Consider the following 11,317-nt stretch of genomic DNA (forward strand, 5'->3'; position numbering starts at 1 on the left):
CCACAGCTGCCGTCGTCGCTGGCGGGGCCGCCGGCAGTGCCGCCGGGCACATCGGGACCGTCCGGCGCATTGGGGATGACCGGCGGCAGGCAGGGGCCGCCCGTGCGCGGGGTGAAGGGCAGCACCTCGTAGTGCACGCCCGATTCGCGCAGCATGTCCTCGGCCAGTTGGTCGGGGTACGATTCCGCGTAGCGGATGGCCGTGACGCCGCAGTTGATGAGCATCTTGGTGCAGATCAGGCAGGGCTGGGTGGTGCAGTAGATTTCCGAACCGGCCAGCGAAATGCCGTGGATGGCGGCCTGCACGATGACGTTCTGTTCCGCGTGCAGCCCCCGGCAGATTTCGTGGCGCTGGCCCGAGGGCACGCCAAGCTGGGTGCGCAGGCAGCCCACGTCCAGGCAATGGGCCACGCCCGAAGGCGCGCCGTTGTAGCCCGTGGCCAGGATGCGCTTGTCCTTCACCGCGATGGCCCCCACCTTGCGCCGGGTGCAGGTGGAACGCTCGGCCACGAGGTAGGTGATTTCCATGAAGTACTGGGGCCAGGGCAGGCGGGACAGCGTGGACATGGTGGCCTCTGTCGGTGATTGCGGGAAGAAGAGCCGGGGAGGGGACCCTTTGCGCGTTGCGGTCCTCAGCCGTAAGGCTCGCAAGCTCGCCTAACGGCTGAGGCAAAGGGTCTCCCTCCCCGGACCCCTCCCCCCCAAACTCTTTAATAGGAACGGCCTGTACAGCGCGGGAAATCGTTAACGACCAGCCCGCGATTCTGCCTGCGGATGCCGGGCGGGGCCTACCAGGCGAACAGCGGGAACTGCCGCGCGAAGACTTCCACTTCGCGGCTGATGGCCGCAAGGCGTGTCTCGTTGTTCACGTTGGCCAGGGCGTCCACGATCCACGCGGCCACCTTTTCCATTTCCGCTTCCTTCATGCCGCGCGTGGTCAGGGCGGGGGTGCCCAGGCGCACGCCCGATGTCACGAAGGGCGAACGGGTCTCGAAGGGCACGGTGTTCTTGTTGGCGGTCATGCCCGCCTTGTCCAGCGCGTGCTCGGCGTCCTTGCCGGTGATGTCCTTGGCCGTCAGGTCCATGAGCATCAGGTGGTTGTCGGTGCCGCCGGAAACCAGGTCGTACCCGGCGGCGGTCAGGCAACCGGCCAGCGTGACGGCGTTCTTCACCACCTGCTTCTGGTAGTCGGCAAAGGTGGGGCGCAGCGCCTCGCCGAAGGCCACCGCCTTGGCCGCGATGACGTGCATCAGCGGACCGCCCTGAATGCCGGGGAATATCTGGCTGTTCAGGGTCTTGGCGTTGTCCTCGTCGGACAGGATCATGCCGCCGCGCGGGCCGCGCAGGGTCTTGTGGGTGGTGGTGGTGGTGAAGTGGGCCTGCCCGATGGGAGTGGGATGCAGGCCGGTGGCCACCAGGCCCGCGATGTGGGCCATGTCCACCATCAGCTTTGCGCCCACCTCGTCGGCAATGGCGCGGAAGCGGGCGAAGTCGATGGTGCGGGGATAGGCGCTGGCGCCGGCCACGATCAGGGCAGGCTTGTGCTCGCGGGCAAGGGCGGCCACTTCGTCGTAGTCGATGCAGCCGGTTTCCTTCTTCACGCCGTAGAACACCACGTTGTACAGGCGGCCGGAGAAGTTCACCGGGCTGCCGTGGGTCAGGTGACCGCCGTGCGAAAGGTTCATGCCCAGGATGGTGTCTCCCGGCTTCAGGCAGGCGAAGTACACGCCCATGTTGGCCTGGCTGCCGGAATGGGGCTGCACGTTGGCATAGCCGCACCCGAAGATGGCCTTGGCCCGGTCGATGGCCAGGTTTTCCGCGATGTCCACGAATTCGCAGCCGCCGTAGTAACGCTTGCCGGGGTAGCCTTCGGCGTACTTGTGGGTCAGTACGCTGCCCTGGGCCTGGCGGACGGCGGCGGAGACGAAGTTCTCGGACGCGATGAGCTCGAGCTTGCCGGTCTGACGTTCGATTTCAAGAGTGACCGCGCGACCCACTTCCGGGTCTTGAATCAGCAGTTCGTCCATGGTTCGCCTCCGTGGAATGGTTGCGGTCGCGTAGCGTCAGGATGCCGCGCGACCTCTGGAAATATCGTTCCCCCGTGCCCGATGTGTGTGGGGGGAGATGTTCTGCAAGCTTCCGGCGTGCAGGGGGCCAAGCCCCCTGCGCCACCGTTCAGGCAAGCGGATTCGGACAATGTCCGATGTCAGGCGGGACTGCAAACGTGCGGAGCGCGAGGCGGGGACGAGGAAAAAGCCTTTTTGCGGAAGGAGTGTGCGGCAGCCGTTAGGTGAGTCTTCGAACCTTACGGATGGCGACCGCAACTCGCTCTTCGGTATTCGACTGGAGCAAAAAGGTTTTTTGACGACGTAACACCCCGCGATACTTGCGTTTGCGATATTACCCCTTCCAGCGCTTGTACAACATGCAGCAGTTCGTCCCGCCAAAGCCGAACGAATTGCACAGCACGTATTCGGGCTGGTACTTTTCCGAGCCGCCCGCCATGTAGTTCAGGTCGCATTCCGGGTCGGGCGTTTCACGGTTGATGGTGCCGGGGATGATGCCGGTGTGCAGCGCCATGACGCTGAACACGCCTTCCATCCCGCCCGCGGCGCCCAGCAGGTGCCCGGTCATGGACTTGTTGGCCGTGATGCGGATGTTCTTGGCGTGGTCGCCGAACACCTTCTTGATGGCCTTGGTTTCGCACAGGTCGTTGAGGTGCGTCGAGGTGGCGTGGGCGTTGATGTGGTCCACGTCCTCGGGGCGGATGCCCGCCTCGTCGATGGCGGCGCGCATGGCCTGCGCCATGCCCAGGCCATCCTCGTGCGGGGCGGTCATGTGGTAGGCGTCGCCGGAGGCGCCGTAGCCCACCACTTCTGCGTAAATGGTGGCGCCGCGCGCCTGGGCCGATTCCAGCGATTCCAGCATCAGGAAGCCGGAGCCTTCACCGATGACGAAGCCGTCGCGGTCGTTGTCGAACGGGCGCGAGGCCTTGGTGGGGGCGTCGTTGTTGGCCGTGGACAGCGCCTTCAGCGCGGTGAAGCCGGAAACGCCCATGGGCGTGATGGTGGCTTCCACGCCGCCGGTGATCACCGCGTCGCAACGGCCCATGAAGATGTCGGTGTAGGCATAGCCGATGGCATGCTGGCCCGACGCACAGGCGCTGGTGGTGACCAGGTTGGGCCCCTTGGCCCCGGTGAAGATGGAAACCTGGCCCGGCGCCATGTTGGAGATCAGCATGGGGATCATGAACGGCGAGACCCGGTTGGGTCCGGATTCGACGAGCTTGGTGTGGAAGACCTCGATGGTCTCCAGCCCGCCAAGGCCCACGCCCAGCAGCACGCCCACGCGGTGGGCGTTGGCATCGTCGATGACGAGGCCGGAATGCTCGACGAGCATCTTGCCGGTGGCCACCGCAAACTGGACGAAACGGTCCATGCGCTTGGCCTGCTTGGCCGGCATGTACTTCTCTGGGTCGAAGCCCTTGACCTCGCCGGCGATGCGCGAGGTGTACTCCGAAGCGTCGAAGTGGGTGATGGGCCCGATGCCGGACTTCCCGGCAACCAGGTTCTCCCAGCTTGTCGCAAGGTCGTTACCAAGGGGGGTGATGGCCGCAAGGCCGGTCACGACGACACGCTTTCCGGTCATTAAGTGTACCTCTTGGCGGTAGTGGGCCGAACCCGCGCAAACGGGATGAATGTGGAACGATGGCGAGCAGTTGCGCGCCGTTGGCGTGGTTCCGGCCGTGCGGAAGAAAAGCGCGAGAGCGTCTTATGACCTCGTCATAAGACGCCCGCATGCGATCTTCGTTGCGTGAAGAACAGGCCCTACTGCTTGTTCTTGATGTAGGCGATGGCGTCCTGGACCTTGAGGATCTTCTGGGCATCGTCGTCGTCGATTTCGATGCCGAATTCCTCTTCCATGGCCATTATCAGTTCGGTCAGGTCGAGCGAGTCGGCGCCAAGGTCTTCCACGAAAGAGGCTTCGGGCTTCACTTCCTCGGCGGACACGCCAAGCTGATCAATGATGATTTTGCTGATCTTTTCTTCAACGGACATGGTCCCTCCAATGCTGTTTTTCTCGTTTCGGTGCCGGTCGGTGCTGCGTACGCGGCGGTCTACACAAGCCGTTTCGTCCGGGATGCCTGTTGTACGGCTGGCAGCGCCTGCCTGCAAGCATTCCGTGGCAGGGATTTGCTGGCAAATCCCCACGGGCTGTCCCTCATCCCTTCATGGGCTGCCCTAGCAGTACATGCCGCCGTTGACGGCGATGACCTGCCCGGTGATGTAGCCCGCCTTATCGGAAGCCAGAAAGGCCACGGCATCGGCGATGTCCTGGGGTTGTCCCAGGCGCCGGAGCGGGATGGCTTCGATATATGCCGCGCGAACCTCGTCGGTGAGCTTCGCGGTCATGTCTGTTTCGATGAAGCCGGGGGCCACGGCGTTGACCGTGACGTTGCGCCCGGCAAGTTCCTTGGCGGCGGACTTGGTCATGCCAATCAGGCCCGCCTTGGCGGCGGAATAGTTGACCTGCCCGGCATTGCCCATCTGGCCCACCACCGAGGTGATGTTGACGATGCGGCCCTTGCGCTGCCTGGTCATCAGCTTGGCGGCTTCGCGCAGGCAGGTGAACGCGCCGGAAAGGTTGACGTCCAGCACGCGGTCGAAGTCGTCGTCCTTCATGCGCAGGATAAGCCCGTCCTTGGTGATGCCCGCGTTGTTCACGAGCACGTCCAAGGTTACCTTTTCCCTGATTTCTTCCTGAAAGAACGCGGTCACGGCGGCGGCGTCGGAAACGTCCAGCCGGAAGGCCCGCGCCGAACCGCCCGCGGCGTTGATGCCAGCGGCCACGGCTTCGGCTTCCTCGGGCTTGCTCACGTAGGTGAGGTAGACCTGAAAGCCCTCGCGGGCCAGGGTTTCCGCCACGGCCTTGCCGATGCCCCGGGAGCCCCCGGTGACCAGCGCGGTGGAAGTGAGTTCGCTCATTCGGCCTTTCTCATGTTGCGGGTTGCAAAGGGCACCGCCTTATACCGCAAAGACAGTGCGACTTCAATTGGCCCGATTAGGGGTGCCCCGGGTGAAGAATGTCGTCTTTTCTTCCGGCATCCGGCGATCCGTGGCAAACGGATTTTTTCCGCTGGCAAGGAAAACGAGCCAGCCATGAGGGAGTATGCCTCAGCCGTTTGGCGAGCTTGCGAGCCTTACGGATGAGGACCGCAGCGCGCTCTTATCGTATTCGACCGAGCCTTAGCCGCTAGGTGAGCGAAGCGAACCTTACGGATAAGGACAGCAACGCCATGGCAGGCGAAGTTTGACCGCTCTGCGCTCGATGCCCGTAAGGCTCGCGGACTCGCCTAACGGGCACGCTACGCGCCCTTCGGGTCGGTCCGCCAGCGGGAAAAGGGCCGTTTGCCGGTTAAAAATGCAGCAGGGCGGCACCCCAGGTAAACCCGCCCCCGAACGTGGCGAGCAGCACTCGCATGCCGGGGCGCAGCACGCCCTTGGCCCGCGCGTCGGCAATGGCCAGCGGCACGGACGCCGCAGAGGTGTTGCCGAACTCGTGCAGGTTCACGAACACGCGCTCGGCGGGCACGCCCAGACGATCGCCCACGGCCTCGATGATGCGCAGGTTGGCCTGGTGGGGGATGAGCAGGGCCACATCGTCGGTGGTCAGGCCGTTGCGGGCCAGCACGTCCTGGCTGATGGCGGCCATGTTGCGCACGGCGTGCTTGAACACGTCGCGACCGTTCATCTGCACGAAGAAGTCTTCGCCCACCGGGTCGCCCTTGGCGTAGGGGGTGTGGGTGCCGCCGCCTATGGTCAGCAGGCCGCCCAGGTTGCCGTCCGACGCGCAGAGCACGTCTTCCAGCAGGGCGCCTTCGCCGTCGGCGGTAATCACCGACGCGCCCGCACCGTCGCCGAACAGCACGCAGGTGGTGCGGTCGGCCCAGTTCAGGCGGCGGGTCAGGGCTTCTGTGGCGGTCAGCAGCACGCGGGCGTCGGGCTGGGCGGCCACGATGGCGCGGGCCATGGACAGGCCGTACACGTAGCCCGAGCAGGCGGCGTTGAAATCGAAGGCCATGGCGCCCATGATGCCCAGCTTGGCCTCCACGAGGCAGGCGGTGTTGGGGCACAGGTAGTCGGGCGTGCAGGTGGCGTTGATGACGTGGGTGATCTCGCCCGGCTCCATGCCTGCGTCGGCCAGGGCCAGGCGGGCGGCTTCCGTCGCGGCGTCGGAGGCGTTCTGCCCCTCGGCCAGGCGGTGGCGCTGCTTGATGCCGGTGCGGGTGGTGATCCACTCATCGGTGGTCTCCACGAATTTCTCAAGGTCGAAGTTGGTCAGCACGTCCACGGGGGTGTACGCACCGAACCCCCTGACCCGGCAGGCAATATCGCGCGATGCTGTCATGTGGCTGATTCCGGTCGGCGCGCGGGGCGCCGCAGGTGCAGGGTGGGGGATGCCAAGGTCTTTCATCGTCAGGGCCGCCTGTGGAAAACGTTCATGCGGTGCGGGGGAAACCGTGTTCCGCCGCCCGGCACCGGGAAACGTTTCTGGCTGGCCCTATTTGATGGCCTTGCCGTAGCGGGTGAGTTCCTCGTTGGCGCTGATGGCCTTGATGAGGCGCTCGTTGGTCTTCTTTTCCACGAAGGTGGCGGCCAGCTTTACGGCGCTGCGCACTGCCTTGGAGTTGGACTTGCCGTGGCAGACGAAGGCGATGCCCTGCAAGCCGAGCAGGGGGGCGCCGCCGTATTCGGCATAGTCCACGAACTGGGCAAAGCGGCGAAAGGCGGATTTGGCGAGCAGCGTGCCGATCTTGGGCAGCAGGCCGGAGAGCAGTTCGCGCTTCAGCACGCGGCCCAGCGAGGTGCTGAGCCCTTCGCTCAGCTTCAGCGCCACGTTGCCCACAAAGCCGTCGCAGACCACCACGTCCACTTCGCCACTGAAAATGTCGCGGCCTTCCACGTTGCCCACGAAGTTGATGCCGTTCTGCGCCAGCTTGAACAGTTCGTAGGCTTCCTTGACCTGGGTGTTGCCCTTGCCTTCTTCCTCGCCGATGCTCAGAAGGCCGACGCGCGGCGATTCGCACGACAGGAGGTCGCGCGCGAAGGCGTCGGCCATGAGGCCGAATTGGAACAGGTGGTGTGGCTTGCAGTCCACGTTGGCCCCCACGTCCAGAAGGACGATGGGGTTCTTTTCCGTGGGCATGATGGTGGCAAGCGCGGGCCGGTCCACGCCGGGAATGCGGCCCATGATGAACATGCCGCAGGCCACGGTGGCGCCGGAGTGCCCGGCACTGACGATGCCGTGGGCCTGGCCGTCGCGCACCAGGCGGCAGGCCACCTGGATGGAAGCATCCTTGCGGCGGCGCAGGATGTCCGAAGGCTTTTCGTCCATGCCCGCGACTTCGCTGGCATGGACAACGTCATAGGCGACGCCGTCAAGGGGAATCCTGGCCAGTTCGGCCTGCACCTTCGCCTGGTCGCCGACCAGCAGAAGGGCGATTCCCTTGTCGCGCGCCGCCTCGATCGCGCCGGGGACCACCACGGAGGGGCCGAAATCCCCCCCCATGGCATCCACGGCGATGATGGTCGCGTTACTCATTAGGCTGAGCGACCACCTGACGGCCCTTGTAGGTGCCGCAGCTCGGGCAGGCGCGGTGCGGAACGGTGGGCTCGCCGCAGGCGCAGTACACGATGGTGGGGATGGCCACGCGATCGTGCGAACGACGCATGCCCTTCTTGGACTTGGACTTCTTGTTCTGCTGAACGGCCATGGCGTTCCTCTCCTGGATGTCCCGCCGAGGGCGGCGGGGGTTGTGCTACTTCTTTTCTAGGGTAAGGCCGCGCAGGGCGGCAAGCCTGGGGTCGCCATCTTCGCTCTTGCAGGAGCAGGAGGCAACATTCAGGTTGCTTCCGCACGACGGGCACAGGCCCTTGCACCCGGCGGAGCACAGCGGCTTCGTCGGCAGGGCCAGCAAAAATTCTTCCCACAAGAGACCGGACAGGCTTACTTCAACGCCCTGCCCGGAAGGGGAGATGCGGATGACGGCAGCGTCCACGTCCTCGAAGTCGTCGTCCGTTTCGGGCTCTGCCGTGGCCGTCTTGCCATGCTTGCGCGTGTCATCCTGCGCATGCTGCTGGGCCGGAAACGGTTCAAAGCTGTCGAAGGACTGGTCGATGGTCAGTTCCGCCGGTTCGGCGCAACGGTCGCACGGCGCGCTGATGCGCCCCGTGAGCCTACCGCGCACAAGGCAGCCGTCGTCCTGCGGCAGCAGGAATAGCGAGCCGCGCAGCGGTTCGATGATGGTGAACGGCAGTGAAAACTCGGCGATGGGACCCTGCCAGACGGACTGGTCGTCAACCTCGTACTCGCCGCCGCCCGCCGGAATGTCCTTGAGCGGAATCCAAATCTGGTGCATGGCTACCTCGCGAGCAGCGATTACTACATGCGAACCCTTCGGGCTGTCAAGAAAGGGGTTGCGTTTTTCGGGGCGGCGGTATAAGACTCCCATCTCTCGCGGCGGCAAACATCCAGAATGCGTCCGGAACGTGCCCGGCACATCGGTCGACGCCCGCCCCGCGCGGCGCCCCGGCGGCAGAACGCCACCGGCGGCACACCAGAACGACCACGCGAACTTTGCACATATACGGAGGAAAGTCATGTCCAAGCAGTGCGATGTGTGCGGCAAGAAGGCCCAGGTCGGCCACCATGTGAGCCACTCGAACATCAAGACCAAGCGTCGCTTCGAGCCGAACCTGCAGAGCGTCCGCCACCAGTACCCCAATGGCGAAGTGAAGACCCTCAGCGTCTGCACCCGCTGCCTGCGCTCCGGCGCGGTGGTGAAGCCCGCCGTCCGCAAGGTCGCCTAAGGCTTTTCGATCCGAGCGTTCAAAAGCCCCGGTGGTTTCCGCCGGGGCTTTTTGGCGTTGTCGTTCCGGGCGCGGCGTCACGCAAATGTCGCCGTCCATCCGGTGCGCGGCGCTTTTCGGTGGTGCGGGTGCGGGGTAGGATAGGCCATGTCCTGGACGCTTCCCGCCCTGCTGGCGGCCCTGCTGGCCGCGCTGGACGCCACCCTGCTGCGCCGTCTTGCCGGCGACCTGCCCCCCGCCCGCATGGTGGCCTATCCGGTATTCTGGAGCCTGCCGCCGTTTCTGGCGCTGCTGGCCGCGCGCGGCGTGCCCGACCTGCCCGCGCCGTTCTGGCTGGCCACCCTTGGCGCCGTACCCGTGAACATGGCCGGGCACCTGCTCACGGCATGGGCGGTGCGCCTGGCGCCCGTGTCACGCACGGTGCCCTACCTGTGCTTTTCACCGGTTTTCGTGGTGATGCACGAGTACCTGCTGCTGGGGGTCGCGCCGCGCCCTGCGGGCGTGGCCGGGGTGCTGCTGGTGGTGGCGGGCAGTTGGGTGTTGAATGCGGGTGGAGCGGGAAATCATGTTCCGGGGCATGGCGGAGATCGCTGCAGCGGCGTTGTTGCCCGGCTGCTGCGTCCCTTCCGCACCCTGGCTGCGGAGCGCGGCGCGCGGACCATGCTGGGGGTGGCGCTGCTGTGGGGCCTTGGCAGCGTGCTGAATCGCCAGATGGTGCTGCACGCCACGCCTGCGGTGGCGGGCGGAGTTTTTTTCGCCATCTACGGTCCGGTCATGCTGGCGGCGCTGATGCTGTTCGGCGGGGTGCGTCCGCATATGCTCGTCGATCGTCCGTTGCGGGGCGCGGCCATGGGCGCCGTGTTGTTTCTGGCTGCGTACGCGCACTTTACGGCCATGAGCCTGACCACCGCTGCCAACATGATCGCGGTGAAGCGGCTGGACGGGGTGTTCGCCGTGCTGTTCGACCGGTTGTCCGACCGACTGGTCATTCGCGCCAAGGGACGCGGCAGCGTCCGTCGGGCTGACCTGCCTGCCGCGCCGATTGCGCCAATTGCGCCAATTACGCCTGCTGCGGGCACAGGGTGGCGACCTGTCCGCGACGGCAGATTGCCCGGCGCGGCGTTGATGGCCGCCGGAGCCGCCCTGGTGGTGTTGGCGTCCTGACGGCGACACCTTCCGGTGCCGCAAGGCCCGGCGGCAGGCAGGTTGCGGCGCAGGCATGGCGTATCCCGTGGCGCAGCCCCTCCATTCCCCGCATTTTTCCGGCGGGATACGCCTTGCAGCCCGGCCCTTCCGTGACTATCTTCCCAGAACAGGCAGATGCGGCCTGCGCGACCATATGCAGCAAGGGGACGCAGCGGCCCCGACATCCGGTCCTGCCGCTCCGCCTTTTCGTCCCCGTTTTCCGCGCCCCCCCCCGGCCCGGTGGCAACACCCCGGGCACTACCTCGCGTATCCGGCGCACCGTTCCCACCGCAACCATCCCGGAGCCCCCATGCCCCGTCTTGGTCTTGTCCTTTTGCTGGTCCCCTTTCTGGAATTCTACGTGCTGGTGGAAGTGGGCGCGCGCATCGGGGCGTTCAACGCCGTGCTGCTGGTGATCCTGTTCGCCATGGTCGGGGTGTGGCTGGCCCGCACCCAGGGCATGGGCACGCTGGCCCGCATCCAGCAAAGCTTGGCCCAGGGCGTGCTGCCGGCCGACGAGATGCTGGACGGGCTGTTCCTGCTGCTGGCCGGCATCCTGATGGTCTTTCCCGGCTTGGTGTCCGACGCGTTCGGGATCCTCCTGCTGCTGCCCCCGGTGCGCAGGCTGGCCGCGCATCTGTTGCGGCGGCACATGAACGCCACCATCCGGGCCGAAGGCCGCGCGGGCCATGCGGGTGACCGCGCGGGCGGGCCGTCGGTGCATGTGCGCACCTGGTATTTCGGTCCCGGCGGGGCACGGCATACCGAAACTTTCGGTGGCGGCGGGCCCATGTTCGGCCCCAATGCCGATGCCCCCAACGGCCCGGATGTACCGGACGGACTTGATGGCCCCAATGGGTCCGGTGGCAGCGGCACCCACCCTTATGGCCCGGACCATGGGGTGGGCGCGGGCAGCGGCCAAAACGCGCGGCAGGAACCCCGCCGCACAGTGGTCATCGACTGCGAACCGGTGGAGCCTTCCGGTCCGGCGGAGCCCTCCGGTCAGGCCAATGACCCCGGCAAGTCGGGCAAGGCAGGCGGCCCGTCGAGTGATTCTTCGGATGCCCCATCCGGCGGTTCGGGCGCGCGCTAGCGCATCCGCCCCCCATTCACGGTTTCCGCATAACCCATGGCCCCCCCCAACGGATCAGACCGCTTCCGCCGCCCCCGGCAGGTGCGCCCCGGCGGCGCTACGGCCCTGGCTGGCCGCAACGCCGTGGCCTCCGGACTGTTGGTGCGGCCCGGACACGTTGCGGCTGTCCT

General features: G+C 66.0%; 12 protein-coding genes. 3 read left to right on the forward strand and 9 right to left on the reverse strand.

Going from position 1 to position 11,317, the window contains the following annotated elements; translation table 11 throughout:
* The 9 genes from FVW20_RS18300 to FVW20_RS18340 form a co-directional block, all read right to left on the reverse strand.
* Positions 1-557 (reverse strand): deoxycytidylate deaminase (locus FVW20_RS18300; RefSeq protein ID WP_307831658.1); only part of this gene is annotated, 557 nt, incomplete at its 3' end.
* Between the two features lie 230 nt (positions 558-787).
* Positions 788-2,026 carry a serine hydroxymethyltransferase gene (gene glyA, locus FVW20_RS18305; RefSeq protein WP_196610701.1) on the reverse strand — a complete coding sequence of 413 codons (1,239 nt, stop codon included), beginning with the start codon at positions 2,024-2,026 and terminating at the stop codon, positions 788-790.
* A gap of 373 nt (positions 2,027-2,399) precedes the next feature.
* Positions 2,400-3,647, reverse strand: a complete 1,248-nt coding sequence (fabF, locus tag FVW20_RS18310; protein WP_196610702.1) for a beta-ketoacyl-ACP synthase II — start codon at positions 3,645-3,647, stop codon at positions 2,400-2,402.
* A gap of 179 nt (positions 3,648-3,826) precedes the next feature.
* A complete protein-coding gene (gene acpP, locus FVW20_RS18315; protein ID WP_167128892.1) occupies positions 3,827-4,057 on the reverse strand; it encodes an acyl carrier protein in 231 nt (76 codons plus the stop codon).
* 183 nt (positions 4,058-4,240) lie between these two features.
* Positions 4,241-4,984 carry a 3-oxoacyl-[acyl-carrier-protein] reductase gene (gene fabG / locus FVW20_RS18320; RefSeq protein ID WP_196610703.1) on the reverse strand — a complete coding sequence of 248 codons (744 nt, stop codon included), beginning with the start codon at positions 4,982-4,984 and terminating at the stop codon, positions 4,241-4,243.
* 430 nt (positions 4,985-5,414) lie between these two features.
* On the reverse strand, positions 5,415-6,407 hold the full coding sequence (locus FVW20_RS18325; protein ID WP_196610704.1) for a beta-ketoacyl-ACP synthase III: 993 nt from the start codon (positions 6,405-6,407) through the stop codon (positions 5,415-5,417).
* A 153-nt stretch (positions 6,408-6,560) separates the two neighbouring features.
* A complete protein-coding gene (gene plsX / locus FVW20_RS18330; RefSeq protein ID WP_196610705.1) occupies positions 6,561-7,601 on the reverse strand; it encodes a phosphate acyltransferase PlsX in 1,041 nt (346 codons plus the stop codon).
* Entirely contained in the window at positions 7,594-7,773 is a 180-nt protein-coding gene (gene rpmF / locus FVW20_RS18335) for a 50S ribosomal protein L32 (protein WP_167128888.1), read from the reverse strand. The genes plsX and rpmF overlap by 8 nt, the downstream gene beginning before the upstream one ends.
* A gap of 45 nt (positions 7,774-7,818) precedes the next feature.
* Positions 7,819-8,418, reverse strand: a complete 600-nt coding sequence (locus tag FVW20_RS18340; protein ID WP_196610706.1) for a YceD family protein — start codon at positions 8,416-8,418, stop codon at positions 7,819-7,821.
* Positions 8,419-8,659: 241 nt separating this feature from the next.
* On the opposite strand from FVW20_RS18340, the gene rpmB reads away from it, so the two are divergent.
* The 3 genes from rpmB to FVW20_RS18355 all read left to right on the forward strand — a co-directional run bounded on the left by rpmB (position 8,660) and on the right by FVW20_RS18355 (position 11,147).
* Complete coding sequence (rpmB, locus tag FVW20_RS18345) at positions 8,660-8,869, forward strand: 50S ribosomal protein L28 (RefSeq protein ID WP_015946721.1); 210 nt, start codon at positions 8,660-8,662, stop codon at positions 8,867-8,869.
* 147 nt (positions 8,870-9,016) lie between these two features.
* Positions 9,017-10,033 carry an EamA family transporter gene (locus FVW20_RS18350; protein ID WP_196610707.1) on the forward strand — a complete coding sequence of 339 codons (1,017 nt, stop codon included), beginning with the start codon at positions 9,017-9,019 and terminating at the stop codon, positions 10,031-10,033.
* A 331-nt stretch (positions 10,034-10,364) separates the two neighbouring features.
* Positions 10,365-11,147 (forward strand): FxsA family protein, encoded by a 783-nt coding sequence (locus tag FVW20_RS18355; RefSeq protein ID WP_196610708.1) that lies wholly within the window; start codon positions 10,365-10,367, stop codon positions 11,145-11,147.
* Positions 11,148-11,317 lie beyond the last annotated feature (170 nt).

This window comes from Nitratidesulfovibrio oxamicus, assembly GCF_015731765.1.
Classification (GTDB): domain Bacteria; phylum Desulfobacterota; class Desulfovibrionia; order Desulfovibrionales; family Desulfovibrionaceae; genus Cupidesulfovibrio; species Cupidesulfovibrio oxamicus.